The following is a 25694-nucleotide window of genomic DNA, read 5'->3' on the forward strand; positions in this document are numbered from 1 at the left end:
CGCCCGCATAGGCTGAACACGTATTTTGTTTTATATTTACAGACTAAATGTATACAAAATAGGCTTCAAGTTATGCTCGAGCGTCCCGGTCACCTTAACGGCTTACGCCATATCGCCCTGCTGGTGCCTAACCTGGAAGCCTGCGAACGCTTCTACGTGGACATTCTCGGCATGCAGGTACTACACCGCGCCAATGAAGACCTGGTCTACCTGACCTGTGGCAACGACAACCTCTCTCTGGGCCGCGCCTGTATGCCCAGCAGCGGTGAGCAGGCGGTGGATCACTACGGTTTTATCGTCGACAGCATCGATGAGCTGCACGCCTGGTATGCCTACTTCAAGGAACAAGGCGTCCCCCTGCTTGACCGCCCCTTTGCCCACGGTGACGGCGCACACAGCTTCCACCTGCTCGACCCAGCCGGCAACAAGGTGCAGCCGATCTACCACCCCGCTGTTTCCGGGCAACGCTTCAGTCAGGCTGGTTAGCACAACCCGCACTTTCGAGAACCGCTACCCGCGTAAGGATGGCCAGACCGAGCATATTTTCTGGTCAGCGGATGACCAGGTGCGCATTGCCGTGGCCCACAACGTCAGCGAGCGCAAACGCAGTGACGCCCTGCAGGCAGCGTTGTACGACATATACGATGCCACACATTCGGCCAGAGAGCTGTCCAGGCTGTTCCAGCAGGGACACCTGATCCTCGGTGAGCTGCTGCGCTATCACCTGCACACGACCAGGCAGAGCGGCGGCAACCGCTTCTGCAGGCCATTGAACAGAACTAGACCGGCATGAAAAAGCCCGCCAGAAGCGGGCTTGGTTATTCAGCCACGCTTATTTCTCAACGAAAGCGCGCTCGATCAGGTAGTCACCCGGCTCACGCATGCGCGGGGAGATTTTCAGGCCGAACTCGTTGAGCACCTCACTGGTTTCATCGAGCATGCTCGGGCTGCCGCAGATCATCGCGCGGTCATCTTGCGGGTTGATCGGCGGCAGGCCGATATCCTGGAACAGCTTGCCACTGCGCATCAGATCGGTCAGACGGCCCTGGTTCTCGAACGGCTCGCGAGTAACGGTCGGGTAGTAGATCAGCTTGTTCTTCAACGCATCGCCAAAGAATTCATTTTTTGGCAGATGCTCGGTGATGAATTCACGGTAAGCCACTTCGTTCACGTAACGCACGCCGTGTACCAGGATCACCTTTTCAAAACGCTCATAGGTTTCCGGGTCCTGGATCACGCTCATGAACGGCGCCAGACCAGTGCCCGTACTGAGCAGATACAGATGCTTGCCCGGATTAAGGTCATCCAGCACCAGGGTGCCGGTGGGCTTCTTGCTGATGATGATCTCGTCGCCCTCCTTGAGATGCTGCAGCTGCGACGTCAGCGGGCCATCTGGCACCTTAATGCTGAAGAACTCCAGGTGCTCTTCCCAGTTCGGGCTGGCAATCGAATACGCACGCATCAGTGGACGACCGTTGTCCTGCTGCAGGCCGATCATCACGAACTGGCCATTCTCAAAGCGCAAACCAGGGTCGCGGGTGCACTTGAAACTGAACAGGGTATCGTTCCAGTGATGGACGCTGAGGATGCGCTCGGAATTGAGGTTGCTCATGTGCTCGGGGGCTCCGACGAATGTAAGGTCCTGTGCGCGGGCGCGCGCAATCGAACGGTATTGTAAAGAACTGAATAATATCTGTTAACTTGAATATCAAGATATGGGTTATCGGTTATATAGATATGCGATTTACACTTAGACAACTGCAGGTGTTTGTTGCCGTGGCCCAGCAGGAAAGTGTCTCCCGCGCAGCTGATTCCCTGGCCTTGTCGCAATCGGCGACCAGCACCTCACTGAGCGAACTTGAGCGGCAATCCGATTGCCAACTGTTCGACCGTGCCGGCAAGCGCCTGAGCCTCAACGCCCTCGGCCTGCAACTGCTGCCGCAGGCCGTGGCACTGCTCGACCAGGCCAAGGAAATCGAACGCCTGCTCGGTGGTAAGAGCGGCTACGGCTCGCTGAATGTCGGCGCCACGCTGACGGTGGGCAACTACCTGGCGACCCTGCTGATTGGCAGTTTCATGCAGCGCCACCCGGAGTGCCGGGTGAAACTGCAGGTGCACAACACCGCCCATGTGGTGCAGCAAGTCGCCCACTATGAACTGGACATGGGCATGATTGAGGGCGACTGCCAGCACCCGGATATCGAGGTACAACCCTGGGTCGAGGATGAGCTGGTGGTGTTTTGCGCGCCACAGCATGCCCTGGCACAACGCGGCGAGGCAAGCCTGGAAGAGTTGACCCGAGAGGCCTGGATTCTACGTGAGCAAGGCTCCGGAACCCGCCTGACCTTCGATCAGGCCATGCGCCATCACCCCAGCAGCCTCAATGTGCGCCTGGAGCTGGAGCACACCGAGGCGATCAAACGCGCAGTGGAGTCCGGATTGGGCATTGGCTGCATTTCCCGCCTGGCGCTACGCGATGCATTTCGCCGGGGCAGCCTGGTGGCGGTGGAAACGCCGCAGCTGGACCTGCGCCGGCAGTTCTACTTCATCTGGCACAAACAGAAATACCAGACCGCCGCCATGCGCGAGTTCATCGAACTGTGTCGCGCCCTCACCGCGGGCGTAACACGCAGCGACCAGATCGTCCTGCCGGCAATTGCCTGATTCGCAGCGTTAACCCAGCAAAATCACCGCCCATACCAAGGCAATCAGTGTCAAGGCGGTGAACTGCGCGGCACTGCCCATATCCTTGGCGTTCTTCGACAGTGGATGCAACTCAAGAGAGATACGGTCAATCGCCGCCTCAACCGCCGAGTTGAGCAACTCGACGATCAGCGCCAGCAGACACACCGCCACCATCAACGCGCGCTCGCCGCGGCTAACGTCCAGAAAGAATGCCAATGGAATCAGTACCACGTTGATCAACAGTAGCTGGCGAAAGGCTGCCTCACCGACGAAAGCGGCGCGCAGGCCGGCCAGCGAATAGCCCGTAGCATTGAGAATACGCTTCAGGCCGGTCTGACCCTTGAATGGAGACATTGAAAATCATCACAGCGAAAGGGGAACACAGCGCAGCAAGTCTGCCGGGCAAAAATTACCAGCGGCTTAAACATCCGCCGGCGCAGGAATCGACTCCAACTGCTGCAGCAACAAGGCCGCCTGCGTGCGAGTGCGCACGCCAAGTTTACGGAAGATTGCCGTCACATGGGCTTTTACTGTGGCCTCGGAAACACTCAGCTCGTAGGCGATCTGTTTATTCAGCAAGCCATCACAGACCATCGTCAGCACCCGGAACTGCTGTGGCGTCAGACTGGCCAGTCCGGCACTGGCGGCCTTGGCTTCAGCGGACAGGGCAATCGCCTCCTGACTCTGCTGCGGCCACCAGACATCACCGTCCAGTACCTGACGCACGGCTTGCTGAATGGTTTCCAACGCACTGGATTTGGGGATAAACCCACTGGCACCAAACTCACGCGAGCGGGCAACGATGGACGCCTCTTCCTGAGCCGAGATCATTACTACAGGCACGTGCGGGTATTGCCCACGCAACAGCACCAATCCGGAAAATCCGTAGGCACCCGGCATATTGAGGTCGAGCAGGACCAGATCCCAATCGGTTTTCTCGGCCAGGCGGGCTTCCAGCTCGGCGATGCTGGCCGCCTCAACCAGCCGTACATTCGGCCCCAGACCAAGCGTCAGCGCCTGTTGCAAGGCACTACGAAACAAGGGGTGATCATCAGCAATGAGGATTTCAAATGCGGCCATGGTGAATCCTGTTTTTGTTATATGGATGCCCGCAAAGGGCAGTGTCCAGGGCACGGTAATGCACCGCATGCGGTAGCCGTAATGGCATGCCAACACCCCTGACCACGCCGAAAAGCGCCTCAGCATGCCGAGCGCTGACGGGGTGGTCAAGCACGATGCTTTGCGGCACAGTTCGCACCTTTGCCGACGAGAGCTAGAAATGCGAAGCCACGCCCTGCGCGCCGATCTGTTGATGCTATTGACCGCCATGATCTGGGGCTCGGCGTTTGTCGCACAGCGCCTGGGCATGGATGCCATCGGTCCCTTTCTTTATAGCGGATTACGCTTCGGCCTGGCGGCGCTGATTCTACTGCCGGTGCTGCATTTACTGCAGGGCCGCAGCAGCAGCGCGCCGGTGGCACCATTGAACCGACAACTAGTGCGCGGTGGCGTGCTGATGGGCCTGGCTCTGGCCCTGGGGATCAACCTGCAACAGGTCGGTCTGCTGTTTACCAGCGTGACCAATTCCGGCTTTATCACGGGGCTGTACGTGATCATCGTGCCGCTGCTGGGCCTGTTTATCGGCCACAAGACCGGCCTGGGCATCTGGTTAGGCGCTTGCCTGGCCGTGGTGGGCATGTTCCTGCTGAGTGTCGGTGAAGGCTTCACCGTGGCGTCTGGCGACTGGCTGCAGCTGGCTGGGGCTTTTGTCTGGGGCGTGCATGTGCTGCTAGTGGGATTCTTTGCCAGTCGCCATGACCCACTGCGCCTGGCTCTGGTGCAGTTCATCACCTGCGCAGTCATCAGTCTGGTGCTGGCAGTGATCTTCGAAGAGATTCAGCTGCACTCGATTATTGCCGCTGGCCCGGCAATTCTCTACGGCGGAATCTTTGGTGTGGCTGTCGGCTTTACCCTGCAGGTGGTGGCGCAGAAGGATGCCATCGCCTCTCACGCGGCCATCATTCTCTCGCTGGAAGCGGTATTCGCCGCCATCGCAGGGGCTTGGCTGCTGGGGGAATCACTGGAGCTACGCGGCTACTTCGGCTGCGCGCTGATGTTCGTCGGCATGCTGCTGGCGCAGCTATGGCCCAAAAAGGTCACCTAGCAAGCTGTTAAACACGCAGCCGAGGCAGGCAAAAAACCTACAAATGAGCATGTTGCGCCTGCTTCTAACGACGCGCCTGCAAGCTAGGCCGTTGTTCAACAGCCTGCTTGCGCCTAGAGAAACTCGCGCAGCCGCTGATGCAATGGATCATCCAGGGCCACGGCGCGCGGTGCCTTGGCGGCCAGGTAGTGCTGACTGAAAACGTCCAGATAGGCATTCAGCCCATCAGCGGCCCGTTGATCACCAGCCAGCTCCAGGCACAGCGCGGCGACTTCTGCGGTGCAGAAATGATCATCGCGCTTGGAACGGCGCAGCTTATAGCGCGACAGCTGTTCGGCCTGCAGGCTGAGCACCGGCAGACTGTCGAGGTACGGGCTTTTGCGAAACATCTTGCGCGCCTCGCTCCAGGTCGCATCCAGCAGCACGAACAATGGCCGTTTGCCGGCAGCCGGCATCACCTCACTGACCACGCGCTCAGCCGCCACATATTCGCCGGGAAATACCAGATACGGCTGCCACTGCGGATCTTTGAGCAAGGCTGGCAAACCAGGGTCAACCGTTACCCGAGACCAGCCAAACGCCGAGGTGTCAGCCACCACATCGGCAATCAACCAGCCGGTGTTACTCGGTTTGAGTGCTTCGACATCATGCATCAGCAGGCACATGGCCGACCGAGTCTCAAGCCGTGGTCGCCAGGCACACAGGCAGTGGCTCAAGGCCAGGCGGCAGTCAGTGCAACGTATGGCACGGCTGCCACGGGCAAGAAAGGGTTTGGCGCTACGAGCAATCCGCTCGGCGCGCAAACGTGCGACAGCATGGCTCATCAGGCGTTCACCTGAGGGTAACGAACGTAAGGCATGGGTCATCCAGGGGTCGGCAGGCGCGGCAGTCTAGCAAAGCCCGCATCAGGTTATTCAACCGTGCGTCCCCAGACCAGCTGCCGCAAGTAGCGGCAGGCGAGTAAGATAGCGCCATTGAACCTCTGCCAGGGCTTGCCGGTCAGAGGAGCGAATCGACTTTGGAGAACCCCATGCTGCGCTTCATAAGCCTGACCCTGGCGCTGAGCCTGCCCCTGTTGGCCGATGCTGCCACGCTGAAAGACTTCGAACTGAACAAGATGCTGGAAAAGGTTGCTCGCGAAAGCAGCGTCGGCACACCACGGGCCATCAACGAAGACATCCTCGATCAGGGCTACACCGTGGATGGAAGTGAGCTGGTCAACCACCTCAGCGTGCGCAGCGAGCATGCCGCCCAGATGCGCGGCAATCCGGACGCGGTAAGGGTGCAGTTGGCCAATAGCGTTTGCCGCAACCCTGGCTATCGTCAGTTGCTCGCCCGTGGCGCAGCACTGCGTTACGAATTCAGCGAGTACAAGAGCAATCGCCCGGTCACCACGGAACGCTTCAGCAAGGCTGATTGCGGCCTGTAAGCCGCCCCTCAGCCAACCTCCTGATCTGCGCGGCGCTTCATCGGCGCGCAAATCAGCAAGCAAAGTGTGCATGTACTCTCAACGCCTTGCCGCCCCTTCCAACCGACGCAAGCACTCCTCGTCCAGGCTCAGCGGGTTATTCTGAGCCGCCTGTTGCAGTAGGTGGTAAAGCTCCACCTCAAGATCCAGAGTCAACCCAGGCATACCTGTCCCTCCCTTCCAGCATGCATGGCCGGCGGCTAACGCAGACAGCGCGGATCTCCCCGTCCCTGCACAGCCGCCAGTTCCTCAGTGCTGAGCAGCGCCGTAACGGGCGTGTCCAACAGCGCGGAGGCAGCCTGCAGCACATGCGCCCAACTCGCCTGATTGGCGAACAGCATGCCGGCCTCATCCAGCGTCCCCCCCCGATTACGGTAGCCCAACACGCGGCTATTGCGCGCATCACCGAGGATTGGCCAGAGGTGCCCACGCGCCACTTCCGGGCGCATATGGGTCAGCAACACGCGCCGCACGCAGGTGCCGGGGAACAGCTGTTCAACCTGCGCGGCGGTAGCAACCGAGGCCTCTTCCCAGGCATCGCGCGGCGCGCGAAAACGACCGGGCTCCTGCACGTAAATCAGACGCCAGGGATAACCGGCCGTGCTCAAACGAACAGCCGCGCGCTGCATGGCCGTCAGCTGGTAACTGCCACTGGCAATCAGCAGCAGCGGCTGTTCGCCCGCGTGCTCAGCCAGCACCAGGGCTCCGTCGCGGGCCAGCTGTTCGGCTTGTGCGGGGCTAAATACGCAAGGCTGCTCACGCTTGGCAATCACCAAGCAGGCCAACTGGCCGCGCGCCTGATAGATGCCCGGCAACAACGCCAGTACCGAGTTGTGATCAGCCGGTAACAATACCCGCAGCATGTCACCCATCTCGCCAAGCAGGGCCTCGCAGAACGTGGTGTCCTGATGCGACTGCTGATTCTTGCCGTTCTCCCAGGTGTGCGATGTCGCCACCAGCGGCCAGCCTAGCCAGCCGGCAGGCCGCCCCACTTCCTTCTGCTGACGGGCAAAGATGATGCGTTGGCGCACGGCACCGAGCATCTTCACGCAGAAGGCTTCGTAACTGGCCACCAGATTCAAGCCGCCCTGATTAGCCAGGCAGGCGGATACCACCGCCTCCTCATTGAGCGCCGTGATAATCGCGCCATCCACAGCCTCCAAAGCACTTTCCGGCGCGGTGACACGATGCTTGAGCGCGTTGAGCACGCCGCCCAGGCGGTTGCTGGCCAACTCATCGGGATTACCAACCCGGGGGCGCAAGTGCGGATTGGCCTGCACCAGATCGACAAAGAAACGATCCAGCGCCAGCATCGGCGAGCAGGCGTGCTCCTGATAGTGCAGGATTGGCAAATGTGGCAACGGTGGGTGGCGCTGTGCCAAGGGGCTATCCCGCTCCAGTGCACGCGTGCCTCGGGCAGCAAACAGCGCGCAGGCCGCGCGGAGCTCATGCGGGGCAACCCACAGCTGCGCTGCATGCTGATTGAACAGTGCGCGGGCCACGGCATCACAGTGAGGGCTGGCCGGCAAGGGCAGGTTATGCGCCGCATTGCTACCGGCCCCGTAGAAGCCGAAGCCCTTGACGGTCTCGGCAATGCCGTAAGGCATCGGCAGTGGGTAGTTCAGCACGCCATCGTGCAGCTCTTGTACCCGCCGCCCCAGGCGCTGTTCCATGTCCCACAGGGCACAGACAAACGCCGCCGGGTCGCGGCCATCGAAGCTCAACGGGGCAAACCCACAATGGCGCAGGCGCTCGCGGAAATTGTCGAGTCCCGCCGGCGTCGCCAGCTCCGTGCGCTGCTCGATGCGCCGGCCGTTGGCAATCATCACCGGCAAGGCCACGCCACAATCCTCGGCCCGCCACCAGCGCGGCATCCAGTCACTGCCACGCTGCTCCTCAGCGGCTCCATCGGAGAGAAAAGCCACCAGCTTCTCACCCGGCAGTGGCAGGTGGGCGTATTGCAACTCGGCAAACCCCAGGTAACCACCTTCGGCAATTCCGCCCGCCGTATGCGGGTTGACGTGGCTGCCCAGCGGCGCGCTGACCTGACCGGCCGAGTTCTGCACATAACTGTAGAAGTCCGCCACCAGCTGACTCATCCCCGCCTCGTCACAGGGGTAACGCGCGGCCTGCTCCGGATGCTGATTGGCTGTCAGCAGATTGAGCGCCTCGATGGCCGCCACACAGTGGCCCTGCCCCATCAACCAGCCGCGGGTTTCCCCGGTCAGGTTATTCAGCGCCAGATAGCCGGCGTAGGCCGGCACCATGTTCAACGCACCCCCGGTATGGCCTTCGGGGGTGATCTTGAAATCCCCTGCCGCCAGCTCTTCACCGTCAAGGCGCACACGCAGGGCATAGGTCATGTGCACCACCAGCCACAGGCCGGCAGCGGTCAGCCGATCGAGTGCATGAAAGTGTCGATAGACCGTCGCCAGATCGGCCTGCTGGCCCGCCTGCACCAGTTGATGGGCCAACCGGTAAACCGCCGCACAGGTCTGCGGACTATGCTGTAACGGGCCATAGCCGCGCTGCCAGGCCGCAAAGTCCGGCTGCATCCGGGCATGTTCAGCCAACTCGCTGGCACTGGGAAATAGCTGAGTCATATGCGGCTCCGATAGTTTTGTTCAGCTTAGAGCGCGAGATACAGGCAGATGCTGACCTGAATCACCCCCCGGTTACCTGATGGGACAGCCTTAAGCGCCACCCATTCAACTTGCTCAAGGATTAGCCAAGGCCCTGCTCAACTTCCTCGGCGCAATTCAACAAGTCACCAGTCCCTGCTACCTGATCGAAAGCCGCGACGACGCGCGGGGATTGTTCGACTGCGGCATCCGTCAGGGCCGCCGCCAAGAGGAAGACGGCAACCGCGCGCCATTTGCCTTTGACCCGCACAGTCTGGGCGCCGCGGTGATTTCTCATGCGCATATTGACCACACCGGCCTGCTGCCAAAACTCACGGCTGCGGGCTATCGCGGGCCAATCTTTGCCACCGATGCGACCTGTTAGCTGATGGAGTTGATGCTGCTCGACGCCGCGTTTCTTCAAGAGAAAGACGCCGAGTGGAAAACAAATGGCGCGCGCGTATGGGCAAGCGGCCCATACGCGCGCAGTACACCACCGCCGACGCAGAGCAGGCGCTGAGCCAACGCTGACCGCTGCTGTATGGCGAAAGCCGCGAAGCGGCCAAGGGCGTCCACGTTACCTTTCACGATGCCGGGCATATCCTCGGCTCGGCGATTGTCGAAATCGAAGTGCCGGACCATCACCTGACCCGCCGCCTGATGTTCTCCGGCGACCTAGGCAATACCTGCTCGCCGCTCATGCATGATCCGGCCATCCTCAAGCGAGCCGATGTGGTGCTGCTCGAGTCCAGCTATGGTGATCGCGATCACCGCTGCAGTGAGGACACCCTGGACGAACTGGCGGAGACTCTGCAACAGCCCCATCGCAACGGCCGCACTCAGAACCTGATCTACTACTTCAGTCGTTTCTACCACGCAGGGCGTCTGCCACAGCAGAGCGTGTTTCTCGACAGTCCCATGGCCATCCGTGCCAACGTTATCTACTGCCACTATCAGGACCAGTTTGCCGCTGAAGACCGTACTGCGTTTCAAGCCCGCGGCAGCACGCGCATCGAGGACTGGCTACCGATCCTGCGTTGCACAGCAACAGCCGAGGAGTCGATGACCACCACCCGGATAAAAAGTGGCGCAATCATGATCGCGGACAGCGGCATGTGCACCGACGGACGCATCGTCCCTCACTTCAAGCACAACCTGTGGCGTGATGACTGCCACCTGATCTACCCTGGCTTCCAGGCTAAAGGCACCCTCGGTCGCGCCATGGCGGACGGCGCCGAGCACGTTAAGCTTCTCCATCAGCGCATGGCCGTGAACCCCAAGACTCACACCCTAGGCGGCTTTTCCGCACACGCGGGACAATCGCTGCTGATCAACTGGGTCAGCCACTTCGAGCACCACCCCGAACTGTACCTGGCGCATGCAGAACTGGAGAAAATGCAGACCCTGCACTGGCCTGCGCGGGCGCCTGAACTGGATCGCCAACATCCCTGAACCTGGCGAGCAAATTGCCCTCTGATGCAGACCTGAGCCAGACAGCAAGTGAGCCTGTAGCCGGCCTAACAGCACAAACCTGCTGCTGCCGGCCATACTCAGGACATGGCCACCGCAGCCACAAGCTGTCCGGCCCGCAACCAGAAGGAGAAGTTGTATGCCCTATGAAACGGACGATTACCTGTCCCGGCATTTTCAGATCAGTAGCATCGATCTGAACAGCAAAGTGGAAGAACTGAGTAACCTGGTCACCCCGCCAGGCAGCCCCAACCTCAAGCTTTACCAAGAAATGCTGAGCACCGTGATCCGCATGGCACAAGCGGACCGCAGCCGCTGGGATGCCAAGATCATGCTGCAAACCCTGCGTGAGATGGAGCATGCCTTCAGCACGTTGGGGCAGTTCAAACGGCGGCGCAAGGTCACGGTCTTCGGCTCGGCCCGCACCCCGGGCGATCATCCGGTCTACCAATTAGCCCGTGACCTTGGCGCTACCCTGGCCAAACACAACCTGATGGTCATCACGGGCGCAGGCGGCGGCATCATGGCGGCCGCCCATGCCGGTGCTGGTCTGGAAAACAGCCTGGGCTTCAACATCACCCTACCGTTCGAACAGAGTGCCAACGCCACCATGCAAGGCAGCAATAACCTGCTGTCATTCCACTTCTTCTTTCTGCGCAAGCTGTTCTTCGTCAAGGAAGCGGACGGCCTGGTGCTCTGCCCTGGCGGCTTCGGTACACTGGATGAAGCGCTGGAAGTGCTGACCCTGATCCAGACCGGCAAAAGCCCGATGGTACCGGTGGTACTGCTCGACCAGCCCGGCGGCACCTTCTGGACCAGCGCCCTGACCTTCCTCCAGGAACAGCTACGGGACAATGGCTATATCCTGCCCAGCGACATGCGCCTGATGCGTCTGGTGCACAGCGCCGAAGAAGCCGCCGAGGAAATTGCCCAGTTCTACCGCAACTATCACTCCAGCCGCTGGCTCAACGAGCGCTACGTGATCCGACTCAACCATGCGCTGAGTGAAGAAGCCCTACAACAGCTCAACCGTGAGTTCCGTGACCTGTGCAAACACGGCGACTACCAGCAGCAAGGGCATTGTGACTCCGAGCGGGATGAACCCGAATTGTGCCACATGACGCGCCTGGCCTTTGCCTTCAACGGCCGTAGCCATGGCCGCTTACGCGAACTGCTCGACTTCACCAACCAACCGCAGCATTGGGCACAAGGTGCCTGAACTGGCCTGCCAATCTCGCTCGCCCGCTCACGGCTGGGCGTGGCGCCGCGTTACGGACAGTGCTTGGGCAGACAACAGTACACACCGATGCTGCTGCAGTATCGGCGTGTGAGCTTAATAAATAGAGGGGCGGTGAACGATGGAGCAGGCTGGCGAGCGCCTCGGTGCTGCAACCACAAGCGGGTTAGTCGTCCATCCCGCCGCGTAACAATCGGCCAATCAGGTCAGCGGGATACCCCCGATAACTAAGAAAGCGCCCTTGCTGAGCCCGCTCACGGGCATCACGGGGCAGCGCACCCGCAAACTTGCGTTGCCAGGTTTCCTGCAGCTGTTCACGCCAGTCGATACCGCTGTCACGCAAGGCCTGCTCGACATCGCCGCGCGCCAGCCCACGCCGGGTCAACTCCTCACGAATGCGCAACGGGCCATAGCCCGCACGCGCGCGGTAGCTGACGAACGCTTCGAGATAACGCGCCTCCGACAGCAAGCCCTCTTCCGCCAGGCGGTCGAGGGCACCGTCGATCAGCTCATCACTGGCACCCCGGTTGCGTAGCTTGCGGGTCAGCTCGACCCGGCCATGCTCACGCCGTGCCAACAGATCCATGGCGGCACGCCGCACCGCGACGGGGTTATCCAGAGCGATGGACATAGCTCAGTCGATCAGACGTCGGCGTCAGCCAGATCATCAGCCGTGGAGTTAGCCTTGACCGTTGGGCTGGCGACAAGCAGCTTCTCGCGGATCAACGCTTCGATGGCGCGGGCCACTTCCGGGTTGTCCTCCAGGTACTTGGCCGAGTTAGCTTTGCCCTGACCGATTTTGTTGCCCTGATAGCTATACCAGGCACCGGATTTCTCCAACAGGCCGAGTTGCACGCCAAGGTCGATAACCTCGCCGTTGCGATAGATACCCTTGCCGTAAAGAATCTGGAACTCGGCCTGGCGGAATGGCGGAGCCACCTTATTCTTCACCACCTTGACGCGGGTTTCGCTGCCGACCACTTCGTCGCCTTCCTTCACCGCGCCAGTGCGACGGATATCCAGACGCACCGAGGCGTAAAATTTCAGGGCGTTACCACCCGTGGTGGTTTCCGGACTGCCGAACATCACACCGATTTTCATGCGAATCTGGTTGATGAAGATCACCAAGCAGTTGGCGTTCTTGATGTTGCCGGTGATCTTGCGCAGTGCCTGGCTCATCAGACGCGCCTGGAGGCCAACGTGCATGTCACCCATCTCACCTTCAATCTCCGCCTTAGGCACCAGGGCAGCCACCGAGTCGACGATGATCACGTCAACAGCATTGGAACGCACCAGCATGTCGGTGATTTCCAGGGCCTGTTCGCCGGTGTCCGGTTGCGACACCAGCAGGTCATCGACATTAACGCCGAGTTTGCCGGCATAGTCCGGGTCGAGCGCATGTTCGGCGTCGACGAAGGCGCAGGTGGCGCCGAGCTTCTGCGCTTCGGCAATCACCGACAGGGTCAGAGTAGTTTTACCGGAGGACTCAGGACCGTAGATTTCCACGATTCGGCCTTTCGGTAGACCGCCAATGCCCAGCGCGATGTCCAGACCCAGCGAGCCGGTGGAGATGGCCGGAATCGCCTGACGATCATGATCGCCCATGCGCATCACTGCACCTTTGCCGAATTGCTTTTCAATCTGGCCCAGGGCTGCCGCCAAGGCGCGCTTCTTATTCTCGTCCATTTAAGTCCTCACGTAATCAAGAAGGGCCAGCTAGCGGCCACCAACAACTGTATAAGTAGACAGTATTATTCCACAGGGCAAGTCGTCCGCCTACCCCGCGCTTGGATTTTCTTGCGCAAGTAGGTGCAACAGCCCAGCCAATGCGGCCTCAACCGTTTGTCGGCGAACTTCACTGCGATCGCCGGCAAACTGCCGGCGCACGCTGAATAGGCGTTTACCATCGCCCCAGGCCAGCCAGACCGTGCCCACCGGTTTCTCCGCCGAACCACCATCCGGCCCCGCGACACCGCTGACCGCTACCGCATAACGCGCACCGCTATTGGTCTGAGCGCCACACACCATGGCCTCAACCACTTCCCGGCTGACGGCACCAACCGTACCGAACAACGTCGCCGGCACGTCGAGCTGCTTAGTCTTCTGCGCATTGGAGTAGGTGACATAGCCGGCTTCAAACCAAGCCGAACTGCCAGGAATTCGAGTAATCGCTTCGGCAATGCCGCCACCGGTGCAGGATTCAGCGGTGGTCACCTGAACCTTGGCGGCAAGCAGTTGCGCGCCCAAGTCGGCCGCCAGTTGGGTCAGGGCATATTCATTGGCAGTCATCTGCACTCCGGGGTTAAAGCCAGCCAGGCCGATACCGTACACTAGGCGCTTTTGCGATTCAGCCGGACAGTTAAAACGATGAGCCAAAGCGACCTCAGTTCTCACACGCCGATGATGCAGCAGTATTGGAAGCTGAAAAATCAGCATCCCGAACAACTGATGTTCTACCGCATGGGCGACTTCTACGAGATCTTTTACGAGGACGCGAAAAAAGCCGCCAAACTGCTCGACATCACCCTGACGGCTCGCGGCCAGTCCGCCGGTCAGGCCATCCCCATGTGCGGCATCCCCTTCCACTCGCTGGAAGGCTACCTGGCCAAGCTGGTCAAACTCGGCGAGTCGGTGGTGATCTGCGAGCAGATCGGCGACCCGGCCACCAGCAAGGGCCCTGTTGAGCGTCAGGTGGTGCGCATCATCACACCCGGCACCATCAGCGACGAAGCGCTGCTCGACGAGCGCCGCGACAACCTGTTGGCTGCGGTACTGGGCGATGAACGCCTTTTTGGGTTGGCCGTGCTGGACATCACCAGCGGCCGCTTCAGCGTGCTGGAGATCAAGGGCTGGGAAAACCTGCTGGCCGAACTTGAGCGCCTGAATCCGGTTGAACTGCTGATTCCCGATGATTGGCCGCAGGACCTGCCCGCCGAGAAACGTCGCGGCTCGCGTCGTCGTGCGCCCTGGGACTTCGAACGCGACACGGCACACAAAAGCCTGTGCCAACAGTTCGGCACTCAGGACCTCAAAGGCTTTGGCTGTGAGAGCCTGACCCTGGCCATCGGCGCGGCGGGTTGCCTGCTCACCTACGCCAAGGAAACTCAGCGCACGGCCCTGCCCCACCTGCGCAGCCTGCGCCATGAGCGCTTGGACGACACGGTCATTCTCGACGGTGCCAGCCGACGCAATCTGGAACTGGATATCAACCTGGCCGGCGGCCGCGACAACACCCTGCAATCGGTGGTCGATCGCTGCCAGACCGCCATGGGCAGCCGCCTGCTCAGTCGTTGGCTGAATCGCCCACTGCGTGATCGGGCCATTCTGGAAGCACGCCAGGAATCGATTGCCTGTCTGCTGGAGCGCTACCGCTTCGAGACGCTGCAGCCGCAGCTGAAAGAAATCGGCGATTTGGAGCGCATCCTCGCCCGTATCGGCCTGCGCAATGCGCGCCCGCGCGATCTGGCACGCCTGCGCGACGCCCTCGCCGCCCTGCCCACTCTGCAGATGGCCATGACCAACCTGGAAGCGCCGCACCTAGCTGAGCTGGCGAGCGTGGTAAGCACCTACCCGGAACTGGCCGAGCTGCTGACCCGTGCCATTATCGACAATCCGCCTGCCGTAATCCGCGATGGCGGCGTGCTGAAAACCGGTTACGACGCTGAACTGGATGAGCTGCAATCGCTCAGCGAAAACGCCGGTCAGTATCTGATGGACCTGGAAACCCGCGAAAAAGCGCGCACCGGCCTGGCCAATCTCAAAGTCGGCTATAACCGCGTGCACGGCTACTTTATCGAGTTGCCGAGCAAGCAGGCTGAATCGGCCCCAGCCGACTATATCCGCCGTCAGACTCTGAAAGGTGCCGAGCGCTTTATCACCCCAGAGCTCAAAGAGTTTGAGGACAAGGCGCTGTCTGCCAAGAGCCGCGCCTTGGCCCGCGAAAAGATGCTCTATGACGAGCTGCTGGAGCGCCTGATCAGTCACCTCGGCCCGCTGCAGGACAGCGCCGCCGCCTTGGCCGAACTGGACGTACTGAGCAACTTGGCTGAGCGCGCGCTGAACCTGGACCTCAATCGCCCGCGTTTTGTTGACGAACCCTGCATGCGCATCGACCAAGGCCGTCACCCGGTAGTTGAGCAGGTGCTGACTACACCGTTCGTGGCCAACGATCTGAACTTGGATGATGACACGCGCATGCTGATCATCACCGGACCGAACATGGGCGGTAAATCCACCTATATGCGGCAAACAGCCTTGATTGTGCTGCTGGCCCATATCGGCAGCTTCGTGCCAGCGAAAAGCTGTGAGCTGTCACTGGTTGATCGCATCTTCACCCGTATAGGCTCAAGTGACGACCTGGCCGGTGGTCGCTCGACCTTTATGGTGGAGATGAGCGAGACCGCCAATATCCTGCACAACGCCAGCGAACGCAGCCTGGTGCTGATGGACGAAGTGGGTCGCGGCACCAGTACCTTCGATGGCCTGTCGCTGGCCTGGGCCGCCGCTGAACAGCTGGCTAAGCTGCGTGCCTACACCCTGTTTGCCACCCACTATTTCGAGCTGACCGTGCTGCCGGAAAGCCAGCCGATCGTAGCCAACGTGCACCTCAATGCCACTGAACATAATGAGCGCATCGTGTTCCTCCACCACGTGCTGCCTGGTCCTGCCAGCCAGAGTTATGGCCTGGCCGTCGCGCAACTGGCAGGGGTGCCAAATGAGGTTATCCTACGCGCCCGCGAGCACCTGGCGCGCCTGGAAACCACCAGCCTGCCCCACGAACCGCCACCGACACAGCCTGGCCAGACAGCTGCGCCAATGCAAAGCGACATGTTCGCCAGCCTGCCGCACCCGCTACTGGAGGAATTGCAGAAGATCAATCCTGATGATTTGACTCCGCGCAAAGCGCTAGAGCTGTTATACACATGGAAAACACGCTTCTAACGTTATTGCGCGCAAACTGTTAGAATCGCGCGCATTTTTACGACTGCCCGACTTCAAGCCTGAGCCGTGGCCATTACCCCTAGCCTACTGAAACCCACACAGAACGGGGCAGGCTGGCGCCCGAGGAGAGAATCAGAGATGACCTTCGTCGTTACCGACAATTGCGTCAAATGCAAATACACCGACTGCGTAGAAGTCTGCCCGGTGGACTGCTTCTACGAAGGCCCGAACTTCCTGGTGATTCACCCGGACGAGTGCATCGACTGTGCACTCTGCGAGCCTGAGTGCCCTGCACAAGCCATCTTCTCCGAAGATGAAGTGCCGGAAGATCAGCAGGAATACATCGAACTGAACGCCGATCTGGCTGAAGTCTGGCCAAATATCACCGAGAAAAAAGAGTCCCTACCGGACGCTGAAGAGTGGGATGGCGTAAAGGACAAGCTTCAGTACCTAGAGCGCTAGTACTTAGCGTCACTGACTGCACAAAAACCCGCCTTGCCGCGGGTTTTTCCTTTTCTGCGGAGCCAGAACTCCCCGGTGCTAGGCCTACAGAGCCATCAGCAAACACCAGTCACATAAAACGCAGACAAAAAAAGGGGCGACTCACGTCGCCCACTCTTTTGTCCCTAGTCCCTGTATTTCCCAGCTCATCATCCTGATGAATCACGTCCTACGATGTCCTGATTGTCATCCTGACAACCTGTGCTTGTCCCTGAGCACAGGTGCAATATTAGCGCTTCCCACCCTCTGAACAAGCGATGAAAACTCCAGTCGAGTGCCATCAAACTCTCACAAGAATATTTAAATCTTGTTTAAAAACAATGGTTTAAAACAAATCAGGGCGATTATCCGGTCACTCTACGCACCAACGGCTTACGCACCTTGTAAGCAATGACTTACATAAACGCTCATAAAACCCGCCGGGAACACCTTTTGGCGCAATATGTGAAACTCACCAGAGTGGCTAGCATGGAACTCAAGCACAAAAAACCCGGCCAAGGCCGGGTTGAGTGTTAATAGATCAAGCTCACTGGAACAGTGAGTCGCTCGACAGGCCGTTCTTTTCCAGAATTTCCCGCAAACGCTTGAGGGCTTCAACCTGAATCTGCCTTACACGCTCACGGGTCAGACCGATTTCCTGGCCAACTTCTTCCAACGTGCAGCTTTCATGGCCGCGCAAGCCGAAGCGACGAATCACCACTTCACGCTGCTTGTCAGTCAGTTCAGACAACCATTGATCGATGCTCTGCGATAGATCGTCATCCTGCAACAACTCGCAGGGATCGGTCGGACGCTCATCGGTCAGGGTATCGAGCAGGGTTTTGTCTGAATCCTGGCCCAGTGAAACATCGACCGAGGAAACCCGTTCATTCAAGCCGAGCATGCGTTTGACTTCACCCACCGGTTTTTCCAGCAGGTTGGCAATTTCCTCTGCAGAAGGCTCATGATCGAGCTTCTGGGTCAATTCGCGAGCAGCACGCAGGTATACGTTTAGCTCCTTTACCACATGTATGGGTAAACGAATTGTGCGGGTCTGATTCATGATCGCCCGTTCGATGGTCTGGCGGATCCACCAGGTGGCATAAGTCGAAAAACGGAAACCGCGCTCAGGATCGAATTTCTCTACCGCGCGGATCAAACCGAGGTTGCCTTCTTCAATCAGATCGAGCAGAGACAAGCCTCGATTGACGTAACGACGCGCAATCTTCACCACCAAGCGCAGGTTGCTTTCAATCATGCGCTTGCGGCCAGCAGGGTCGCCTTTCTGTGCCAGGCGCGCGAAGAACACTTCTTCTTCAGGGGTCAGGAGAGGGGAAAAGCCGATTTCGTTGAGGTACAGCTGAGTGGCGTCGAGCGCGCGGGTGTAATCGATATACTTATGCTGCTTACTGCTGGTCGCGGATGCTTTTGTTTTGTTGCGGGGAAGTGGCGGTTGCGCTTCTTCGTCTGAATCATCGTCAAGGACTATAGCGGGCTCCATCAGGAGCACTTCATCATCGACGTCAAACTCCGGCGCTTCTTTTTCATGGAGAGCCATTTTTGTTATTCCTTGCTGAGTTCGACAGCAAGCTTCAGCGCGACCAAGTCCCTGGTTACACCAAAGCCTGTCCCTCCCACGCGGTGGAGACAGGCTAGCGCTAGATCAACGTCGCGGCAGGTATTGCAGCGGGTCGACAGGTTTACCTTGACGGCGCACTTCAAAATGAAGTTTTACCTGGTCAGTTCCTGTGGAACCCATTTCGGCAATTTTCTGCCCGGCTTTGACCTTCTGCCCCTCCTGCACCAACAGCCTGCGGTTGTGGCCGTAGGCGCTTACGTAGGTATCGCTATGTTTGATGATTACCAACTCGCCGTAGCCCCGTAAACCACTCCCGGCGTAGACCACTGAACCATCAGACGCAGCTAAAACAGGCTGGCCCAATTCCCCGGCGATATCAATGCCTTTATTCAAACTGCCGTTTGAGGAAAAACGCCCAATAACCGGGCCATTGGTGGGCCATAACCAGCCGGAAGCAGAACGTTGGCTAGGCGGTAATGCCGTTACGCTCGGAGTCGTCTTGGCAGAAGCTGGCGGTGGGGTCGGTGCAGGTCGATTCTGAACTGGGGCGGTAGGACGATTACCGGATGGCGGCGCAACCACCGACGGAGCGGTCACGACAACTGGAGGTTGGCTGGGTGGCTGAGCGCCATCGAAACGAATGACCTGTCCAACCCGTATCAAATAAGGGGGGGTAATACCGTTGCGGGCAGCCAATGCTTTCCAGTCCCAACCAAAGCGGAATGCAATGGAATAAAGAGTATCTCCACGCTGTACTTTATATTGCCCACTGCTAACTGGCTGTCGTTGTGGCGCCTGACTGGCTCCACCGCCATGGCTGCGATCAACCACTTTTACCCCACCCGGTGGTGGGCTCGCGCAGGCGCTGAGCAGCGCACTGAGGACAAGGCCACTCAACAGGCTACGGGCACCGCTGGCACGATTCGGCAATTGAATGGCTGTGAAACTCACCTGCATCTCCCGAAACTGACTACATCTTGCTGGCATGCATTGTGCCGCAATTATGGGTTATCACCAGCGCTTTGCAGGCTACGTCCTGCCAACCACTCCAGGCCCAGCACCAGGACAATACCGGCAACGGCCAGCACAATGGCTAACAGCACTTGTGGGTCCTGCCCGCTGACTTCGGCGAAACGCGCCGGCCAGAGGTTGTTTTGCAACACAGGCATCTGTGCACCATGGCTGTCAGTACGCCAACTCAGGGTTTCCTTCCAGGGCCAGATCTTGTTCAGCGAGCCGACCATCAGCCCGGTCAGAAACGCCAGAGTCAGGTCACGCCAGCGGGCCAGTAGCCAGCGCAGGAAACCGGCAAAACTGACAATACCCACCAGGCAACCGCTGGCGAAGATCAACAAAACGGTGATATCCAGGTCCTTCACCGCGCCCAGCACAAAGCTGTACAAGCCCATCAGCACCAGTAGAAAACTGCCAGAAATGCCCGGCAGAATCATCGCGCAGATGGCGATGGCGCCTGCTAGGAACAGGCTTAACGGGTCATGCCCCCACTGCAATGGCGCGGCTACGGTAATCCAGTAGGCGAACGCCGCACCCAGCAGCAGGCTGACCACCCGTGTCCAGTTCCAGCACTGGATTTCCCTGACCACCAAGTGTGTGGATACCAGAATCAGACCAAAAAAGAACGACCAGACCGGAATCGGCTGCTCGGCCAATAAATAGGTGATCAACCGCGCCAGGCTCAACACACTGGTCATGATGCCCAGCAGCAAAACCAGCAGAAAGGTTGCATTGGCGGCCTTCCAGGCCTCGACAATACGACCACGCAACAACAGCCCCAGCGCTGCCGGCACGCTGGCAATCGAGCGCAGCAGTTCGTCATAGATACCGCTGACAAAGGCGATGGTGCCACCCGACACCCCCGGCACGACGTCGGCAGCGCCCATGGCAATGCCTTTGGCATAAAGCAGGAAATACGTCTTCATTGGTTCATCCGTAAACAAGTGGCATCAGGCCAGCGGCCCATTCAGCAGCGGCACAAAACGCACCGCATCCAGCACATGCCGGGAGAAACCGTCATCCTCGCGAACAATCAGCAGCAGCTCCTGCACATCTCCCGCACCAACCGGGATTACCAGGCGTCCGCCGGGTGCCAGTTGATCCAGCAGGGCCTGCGGCACATTCGCCGCCGCTGCCGTGACGATAATGCCGTTATACGGCCCCAGGGCATTCCAGCCTTCCCACCCGTCACCCCAGCGAAACACCACATTGCGCAGATTGAGCTGAGCCAGACGTTCTTTGGCCTTGTCTTGCAGGCTCTGGATACGCTCGACGCTGAATACCCGCTCGACCAACTGCGCCAGAATCGCGGTTTGATAGCCGGAGCCGGTACCAATTTCCAGCACCTTGTCCAGCGGACCTGCCGCCAGCAGCAGCTCGCTCATGCGCGCGACCATATAGGGCTGCGAGATGGTCTGGTTGTTGCCGATTGGCAACGCAGTGTCTTCATAGGCACGATGGGCGAGCGCCTCATCGACAAACAGATGACGTGGCGTGCGGCGAATGGTTTCCAGCACATGGGCGTTGGATAACCCTTCCTCATACAGCCGCTGAATCAGCCGCTCGCGGGTACGCTGCGAGGTCATGCCAATACCGCGATGCTGCAGCTCGTCCTGTTCACGGCGGATCACAGCAACCCCTCCAGCCAGGGCTGCAGGCTGTTGAAGCCATCAGCAAAGGTACGGTCCAGCTGCAGCGGCGTGACCGAAACATAGCCCTGCATTACCGCATGGAAATCCGTGCCGGGACCGCCATCCTCAGCATCACCGGCGACCGAAATCCAGTAGCCTTCCTTGCCGCGCGGATTGACTACCTTGACCGGGGCGGCGGCGCGGGCGCGATGGCCCAAGCGCGTCAGCTGGATGCCACGGATGTGCTCCAGCGGCAGGTTGGGGATGTTCACATTGAGCACGGTGCGTGGCGGCAGATCCAGCTGCTCATGCGCCTCGACCAGCTTGCGGGCGAAATAGGCGGCGGTTGGCAGGTTATCCGGCAGGCGTGACAGCAGGGAAAAGGCAAACGCCGGACGGGCCAGAAAACGCCCTTCCAAGGCCGCCGCCACGGTGCCGGAATACAGCACGTCATCACCCAGGTTGGCCCCCAGATTGATACCGGACACCACCAGATCCGCCACCTGCGGCAGCAGGCCATTGAGGCCCAAGTGCACGCAATCGGTGGGCGTACCGTTCAGGCTGATATAGCCGTTTGGCAGCGTGGTCGGGTGCAGGGGGCGGTCGAGGGTCAGCGAGCTGCTCGCACCGCTCTTGTCCTGATCGGGGGCAATCACCGTGCACTCGGCATAGTCGGCCAGCGCCGCATGCAGCGCAGCCAGGCCTGGCGCAGCAACGCCGTCATCGTTGGAAATCAGAATACGCATGGGTTGTCCGTCTGCCCTGCCGGCAACAGATCGACGAGCTCGCGCACCAGTACAGTGGCAAAGCATCCAGCCGGCAGGACGAATTCCAGTTGCAGAATGTCAGGCTCGGGATAATGCCACGACAGGCCGCCAATGGGGAGGCGCAGGATACGCCGTTCGTGCGTCATGTCTGCTTCTGCCAACCAGTCGACCAGAACGCTTTCGCGTCCAGCCAGATCCTGCTCCAGCGCCTGCGCCACGCCGCCGGCGCTAGAGACGCCTGCGCCCCACAACGGGCCCGTTGGATGCAGATCGAGAATCGCCAGGCGCGGATCGCTGCACTCCGCCTCGCCAGCAGCAAAGAAGCTGCGGCTGTCGGTAAAGGCCAGCAAATCGCCCAGAAGCGCCTGATTCCAAGTGCCGGCAGCCACGCGCGCGGCCAGCACCTGGTTGAACAGGTAACTGCGTGCCGCCGAGAGCACACGCGAGCGCACATTGCGCTTCTCCGGCAGGCTCTTGTTCGCCGCAAAATGCCGGGCATGGGCGACATTGCCGCCCTCATGGCCGAAGCGCTGCAAGCCGTAATAGTTGGGAATGCCCTGGGCGGCGATTTGCGTCAGGCGTTGATCCAGCGCCGCGCGATCCGCGACCAGTTGGGTCAGGCGCAGGGTAAAGCCATTGGCCGCATGGGCGCCGCGCTGCAGCTTACGGGTATGCCGCACCTGCTTGAGGACGCTCAGGCTGGCATCTTCGGCGGCGCTCAGGTCGGGATCAAGCTTGCCCGGCAGGTGCAGGCTGAACCACTGACGGGTCAGGGCCTGACGGTCTTTGAGGCCGGCATAGCTGATCAGCTTCAGCGGCACGCCAGCGGCGCGGGCGATGCGCTTGGCGGCTTCCTCAGTGTTCAGCTCGCGTTTTTCCACCCACAGCCAGAGGTGTTCACCCTCGCCGGCCAGGGGAATATCCAGCACTTCATCGACCTGAAAGTCTTCCGCCACGGCCTTGAGCACCGCCGTACCGCAGGGCTCGCCATGGGCACGCGGGCCCAGCAGCTCGAGGTCGTTCATCGGGCGACCAACAGCGCGACGGCATGCACGGCGATGCCTTCTTCGCGGCCGGTAAAGCCAAGCTTCTCGGTTGTTGTGGCCTTAACGTTGACCTGATCCAGGCTCACCTGCAGGTCCTCGGCAATCCGCGCACGCATGCTCTCGATATGCGGCGCCATCTTTGGTGCCTGGGCGACGATGGTGGCGTCGACATTACCGACTTGCCAGCCCTTGGCATGTACCAGACCGAGCACATGGCGCAGCAGCACGCGACTGTCCGCGCCCTTAAAAGTCGGGTCGGTGTCGGGAAAGTGTTTGCCGATATCACCCAGCGCCGCCGCACCGAGCAGGGCATCGCTCAGGGCATGCAGCAGCACGTCGCCATCGGAATGGGCCAGCAGGCCGAATTTATGGGGAATCTGCACGCCGCCCAGAGTGATGAAGTCGCCCTCACCGAAGCGGTGCACATCGTAGCCGTGGCCAATACGCATAAAAAACAACGCCCTGAAAAAGTCAGGGCGTGATTCTAACCGAAAGCCAGAGGATCAACCCGGCTAGCGGGCTTTCGATCAGCACCGGTTCAGCTCAATAGCGCCTTGGCATGATGACGCAGGTGATCATCGATAAAGCTGGCGATAAAGTAGTAGCTGTGGTCGTAGCCCGGCTGCAGGCGCAGGGTCAGCGGATGGCCGGCAGCCTGTGCCGCTGCCTTGAGAGCATCCGGTTTGAGCTGATTTTCCAGGAAATCATCACGATCACCCTGATCGATCAGCATCGGCAGCTTTTCCGTGGCATCGCTGAGCAAGGCGCAGGCGTCCCATTCGCGCCAACGCGAGCGCTCATCACCCAGGTAACGCGAAAATGCCTTCTCACCCCAGGGGCAGTTGCTCGGGTTGCTGATCGGCGCAAAGGCCGACAGCGACTGATAGCGCCCCGGATTACGCAGCGCACAGACCAGCGCACCGTGCCCACCCATGGAGTGGCCGCTGATACCGCGCTTGTCGGATACCGGGAAATTCGCCTCGATCAGCGCCGGCAGTTCCTGCACCACATAGTCATACATGCGGTAATGCCGCGCCCAGGGCTCTTGGGTGGCGTTCAGATAAAAGCCTGCGCCCAGGCCAAAGTCCCAGGCTTTGTCCGGATCATCCGGCACATCAGCGCCGCGCGGGCTGGTATCCGGCGCAACAATGATCATCCCCAGCTCGGCCGCCAGCTTGTGTGCGCCAGCCTTCTGCATAAAGTTTTCGTCGGTGCAGGTCAGGCCGCTCAGCCAATACAGCACCGGCAGTTTGCCGCCCTGCTCGGCCTGCGGTGGCAGGTACACAGCAAACACCATGTCGCAGCCCAGCACCGCCGAACGATGGCGATAGCGCTTGTGCCAACCGCCGGCGCTCTTCTGGCAGGAAATATTTTCCAAGGTCATGGGGCCTCCAGTGGGCGGCCATGACAGCCGCCCCGCGTGATCAGAAGTGGATAACGGTGCGAATGCTCTTGCCTTCGTGCATCAGGTCAAAGGCCTTGTTGATGTCTTCCAGCGGCATGTTGTGGGTAATAAAGGTATCCAGCGGGATTTCGCCCTTCTGCGCCTTTTCCACATAGCTCGGCAGTTCGGTACGGCCCTTGACGCCGCCGAAGGCCGAACCGCGCCAGACGCGGCCGGTCACCAACTGGAACGGACGTGTGCTGATTTCCTGACCAGCACCGGCCACGCCGATAATCACCGACTCGCCCCAGCCCTTGTGCGCGCACTCCAGCGCCGCACGCATCAGCTGCACGTTACCAACGCACTCGAAGGAGTAGTCCACGCCACCGTCGGTCATCTCGACGATGACCTCCTGAATCGGCTTGGCGAAATCCTTGGGGTTAACGAAATCGGTCGCACCCAGCTCGCGGGCCACCTCGAACTTGGCCGGGTTGATATCGATGGCAATGATGCGCGAGGCCTTGGCCATCTTCGCGCCGATAATCGCCGCCAAACCGATGCCACCCAGACCGAAGATCGCCACGGTAGCGCCCTCTTCCACCTTGGCGGTGTTGAGTACGGCACCAATACCGGTGGTCACGCCACAACCGAGCAGGCAGACCTTCTCCAGCGGCGCCTCCTTGGGAATCACCGCCAGGGAGACTTCCGGCAGCACGGTGTATTCGGAAAAGGTCGAGCAGCCCATGTAGTGATAGATAGGCTCGCCGTTGTAGCTGAAGCGGCTGGTGCCGTCCGGCATCAGGCCCTTGCCCTGGGTGGCGCGCACCGAGCTGCACAGGTTGGTTTTACCGGATTTGCAGAATTTGCAGGCGCGGCATTCGGCGGTGTACAGCGGGATCACATGATCGCCGACCTGTACCGAGGTCACGCCCTCACCGATGGCTTCAACGATGCCGCCGCCCTCATGCCCCAAAATCGCCGGGAACACCCCCTCAGAATCCTCACCCGAAAGCGTGTAGGCATCGGTGTGACACACGCCGGTGGCAACAATGCGCACCAGTACTTCACCGGCCTTGGGCGGCGCGACGTCGACCTCGACAATTTGCAGCGGCTGGTTGGGGGCAAAGGCTACGGCAGCACGGGACTTGATCATGATCGCTCTCCAGCGGACTCAACAGTGGCGCAGAGTGTAGATCAGTGATGCAGA

At 60.1% G+C, this 25694-nt stretch carries 26 protein-coding genes and 1 pseudogene; 9 read left to right on the forward strand and 18 right to left on the reverse strand.

The window, feature by feature from the left end:
* The first annotated feature begins 72 nt into the window (after nucleotides 1–72).
* Both DBR00_RS14350 and DBR00_RS20810 read left to right on the forward strand, forming a co-directional pair.
* Nucleotides 73–486, forward strand: a complete 414-nt coding sequence (locus tag DBR00_RS14350) for a VOC family protein (protein ID WP_108487283.1) — start codon at nucleotides 73–75, stop codon at nucleotides 484–486.
* A 79-nt stretch (nucleotides 487–565) separates the two neighbouring features.
* Nucleotides 566–793 carry a hypothetical protein gene (locus tag DBR00_RS20810; protein WP_146180695.1) on the forward strand — a complete coding sequence of 76 codons (228 nt, stop codon included), beginning with the start codon at nucleotides 566–568 and terminating at the stop codon, nucleotides 791–793.
* A gap of 39 nt (nucleotides 794–832) precedes the next feature.
* Here DBR00_RS20810 and fpr read toward each other — a convergent pair whose 3' ends face one another.
* On the reverse strand, nucleotides 833–1612 hold the full coding sequence (gene fpr, locus DBR00_RS14360) for a ferredoxin-NADP reductase (protein ID WP_108487285.1): 780 nt from the start codon (nucleotides 1610–1612) through the stop codon (nucleotides 833–835).
* 125 nt (nucleotides 1613–1737) lie between these two features.
* Here fpr and DBR00_RS14365 point away from each other — a divergent pair, with 125 nt between their 5' ends.
* Nucleotides 1738–2664 carry a LysR family transcriptional regulator gene (locus tag DBR00_RS14365; protein WP_108487286.1) on the forward strand — a complete coding sequence of 309 codons (927 nt, stop codon included), beginning with the start codon at nucleotides 1738–1740 and terminating at the stop codon, nucleotides 2662–2664.
* 9 nt (nucleotides 2665–2673) lie between these two features.
* Here the strand turns inward: DBR00_RS14365 and DBR00_RS14370 are convergent, their stop codons facing one another.
* Nucleotides 2674–3039 (reverse strand): diacylglycerol kinase, encoded by a 366-nt coding sequence (locus tag DBR00_RS14370; RefSeq protein WP_108487287.1) that lies wholly within the window; start codon nucleotides 3037–3039, stop codon nucleotides 2674–2676.
* A gap of 66 nt (nucleotides 3040–3105) precedes the next feature.
* Nucleotides 3106–3765, reverse strand: coding sequence for a response regulator transcription factor ErdR (erdR, locus tag DBR00_RS14375; RefSeq protein WP_108487288.1), 660 nt, complete (start codon nucleotides 3763–3765; stop codon nucleotides 3106–3108).
* Nucleotides 3766–3964: 199 nt separating this feature from the next.
* Here erdR and DBR00_RS14380 point away from each other — a divergent pair, with 199 nt between their 5' ends.
* Complete coding sequence (locus tag DBR00_RS14380; protein ID WP_108487289.1) at nucleotides 3965–4849, forward strand: DMT family transporter; 885 nt, start codon at nucleotides 3965–3967, stop codon at nucleotides 4847–4849.
* Nucleotides 4850–4962: 113 nt separating this feature from the next.
* Here DBR00_RS14380 and DBR00_RS14385 read toward each other — a convergent pair whose 3' ends face one another.
* Complete coding sequence (locus DBR00_RS14385) at nucleotides 4963–5673, reverse strand: tRNA-uridine aminocarboxypropyltransferase (RefSeq protein ID WP_108489993.1); 711 nt, start codon at nucleotides 5671–5673, stop codon at nucleotides 4963–4965.
* A 206-nt stretch (nucleotides 5674–5879) separates the two neighbouring features.
* Between DBR00_RS14385 and DBR00_RS14390 the strand changes: the two genes are divergently transcribed.
* Complete coding sequence (locus DBR00_RS14390) at nucleotides 5880–6278, forward strand: quorum-sensing-regulated virulence factor family protein (protein WP_108489992.1); 399 nt, start codon at nucleotides 5880–5882, stop codon at nucleotides 6276–6278.
* Nucleotides 6279–6356: 78 nt separating this feature from the next.
* Here DBR00_RS14390 and DBR00_RS21110 read toward each other — a convergent pair whose 3' ends face one another.
* The gene (locus DBR00_RS21110; RefSeq protein WP_256583034.1) at nucleotides 6357–6482 is read right to left on the reverse strand and encodes a hypothetical protein; all 126 of its coding nucleotides are present in this window, start codon (nucleotides 6480–6482) and stop codon (nucleotides 6357–6359) included.
* A 35-nt stretch (nucleotides 6483–6517) separates the two neighbouring features.
* The gene (locus DBR00_RS14395; RefSeq protein WP_108538072.1) at nucleotides 6518–8920 is read right to left on the reverse strand and encodes a xylulose 5-phosphate 3-epimerase; all 2403 of its coding nucleotides are present in this window, start codon (nucleotides 8918–8920) and stop codon (nucleotides 6518–6520) included.
* A gap of 103 nt (nucleotides 8921–9023) precedes the next feature.
* On the opposite strand from DBR00_RS14395, the pseudogene DBR00_RS14400 reads away from it, so the two are divergent.
* A pseudogene (locus DBR00_RS14400) lies at nucleotides 9024–10415 on the forward strand (MBL fold metallo-hydrolase RNA specificity domain-containing protein).
* Between the two features lie 132 nt (nucleotides 10416–10547).
* The gene (locus tag DBR00_RS14405; RefSeq protein WP_108538073.1) at nucleotides 10548–11627 is read left to right on the forward strand and encodes an LOG family protein; all 1080 of its coding nucleotides are present in this window, start codon (nucleotides 10548–10550) and stop codon (nucleotides 11625–11627) included.
* Nucleotides 11628–11811: 184 nt separating this feature from the next.
* Here DBR00_RS14405 and recX read toward each other — a convergent pair whose 3' ends face one another.
* From recX to DBR00_RS14420, 3 genes are all read right to left on the reverse strand, one after another.
* Nucleotides 11812–12276, reverse strand: coding sequence for a recombination regulator RecX (gene recX, locus DBR00_RS14410; protein WP_108487708.1), 465 nt, complete (start codon nucleotides 12274–12276; stop codon nucleotides 11812–11814).
* A gap of 11 nt (nucleotides 12277–12287) precedes the next feature.
* Nucleotides 12288–13331, reverse strand: coding sequence for a recombinase RecA (recA, locus tag DBR00_RS14415; RefSeq protein ID WP_108487706.1), 1044 nt, complete (start codon nucleotides 13329–13331; stop codon nucleotides 12288–12290).
* Nucleotides 13332–13421: 90 nt separating this feature from the next.
* Nucleotides 13422–13934 carry a CinA family protein gene (locus tag DBR00_RS14420; RefSeq protein ID WP_108487704.1) on the reverse strand — a complete coding sequence of 171 codons (513 nt, stop codon included), beginning with the start codon at nucleotides 13932–13934 and terminating at the stop codon, nucleotides 13422–13424.
* A 78-nt stretch (nucleotides 13935–14012) separates the two neighbouring features.
* Between DBR00_RS14420 and mutS the strand changes: the two genes are divergently transcribed.
* Nucleotides 14013–16586 (forward strand): DNA mismatch repair protein MutS, encoded by a 2574-nt coding sequence (gene mutS, locus DBR00_RS14425; protein ID WP_108487702.1) that lies wholly within the window; start codon nucleotides 14013–14015, stop codon nucleotides 16584–16586.
* A 138-nt stretch (nucleotides 16587–16724) separates the two neighbouring features.
* Nucleotides 16725–17048 (forward strand): ferredoxin FdxA, encoded by a 324-nt coding sequence (fdxA, locus tag DBR00_RS14430; protein ID WP_090248347.1) that lies wholly within the window; start codon nucleotides 16725–16727, stop codon nucleotides 17046–17048.
* Nucleotides 17049–17613: 565 nt separating this feature from the next.
* Here fdxA and rpoS read toward each other — a convergent pair.
* The 9 genes from rpoS to DBR00_RS14475 form a co-directional block, all read right to left on the reverse strand.
* A complete protein-coding gene (gene rpoS, locus DBR00_RS14435; RefSeq protein ID WP_108487700.1) occupies nucleotides 17614–18624 on the reverse strand; it encodes an RNA polymerase sigma factor RpoS in 1011 nt (336 codons plus the stop codon).
* A 105-nt stretch (nucleotides 18625–18729) separates the two neighbouring features.
* A complete protein-coding gene (locus tag DBR00_RS14440; protein WP_371920661.1) occupies nucleotides 18730–19596 on the reverse strand; it encodes a peptidoglycan DD-metalloendopeptidase family protein in 867 nt (288 codons plus the stop codon).
* A 50-nt stretch (nucleotides 19597–19646) separates the two neighbouring features.
* On the reverse strand, nucleotides 19647–20585 hold the full coding sequence (locus DBR00_RS14445; RefSeq protein WP_108487697.1) for a DUF368 domain-containing protein: 939 nt from the start codon (nucleotides 20583–20585) through the stop codon (nucleotides 19647–19649).
* A gap of 24 nt (nucleotides 20586–20609) precedes the next feature.
* The gene (locus DBR00_RS14450; protein WP_177480005.1) at nucleotides 20610–21245 is read right to left on the reverse strand and encodes a protein-L-isoaspartate(D-aspartate) O-methyltransferase; all 636 of its coding nucleotides are present in this window, start codon (nucleotides 21243–21245) and stop codon (nucleotides 20610–20612) included.
* 41 nt (nucleotides 21246–21286) lie between these two features.
* A complete protein-coding gene (gene surE / locus DBR00_RS14455) occupies nucleotides 21287–22036 on the reverse strand; it encodes a 5'/3'-nucleotidase SurE (RefSeq protein WP_090383334.1) in 750 nt (249 codons plus the stop codon).
* Nucleotides 22024–23082 (reverse strand): tRNA pseudouridine(13) synthase TruD, encoded by a 1059-nt coding sequence (truD, locus tag DBR00_RS14460; protein ID WP_108487695.1) that lies wholly within the window; start codon nucleotides 23080–23082, stop codon nucleotides 22024–22026. The genes surE and truD overlap by 13 nt, the downstream gene beginning before the upstream one ends.
* On the reverse strand, nucleotides 23079–23552 hold the full coding sequence (gene ispF, locus DBR00_RS14465; protein ID WP_108487693.1) for a 2-C-methyl-D-erythritol 2,4-cyclodiphosphate synthase: 474 nt from the start codon (nucleotides 23550–23552) through the stop codon (nucleotides 23079–23081). The genes truD and ispF overlap by 4 nt, the downstream gene beginning before the upstream one ends.
* 89 nt (nucleotides 23553–23641) lie before the next feature.
* On the reverse strand, nucleotides 23642–24487 hold the full coding sequence (fghA, locus tag DBR00_RS14470; RefSeq protein ID WP_108487691.1) for an S-formylglutathione hydrolase: 846 nt from the start codon (nucleotides 24485–24487) through the stop codon (nucleotides 23642–23644).
* A 40-nt stretch (nucleotides 24488–24527) separates the two neighbouring features.
* Nucleotides 24528–25640: an S-(hydroxymethyl)glutathione dehydrogenase/class III alcohol dehydrogenase gene (locus DBR00_RS14475; RefSeq protein WP_108487689.1), complete on the reverse strand. Its 1113-nt coding sequence runs from the start codon at nucleotides 25638–25640 to the stop codon at nucleotides 24528–24530.
* Nucleotides 25641–25694: the final 54 nt, after the last annotated feature.

The organism is Pseudomonas sp. HMWF032, from assembly GCF_003060885.1.
GTDB lineage: Bacteria > Pseudomonadota > Gammaproteobacteria > Pseudomonadales > Pseudomonadaceae > Aquipseudomonas.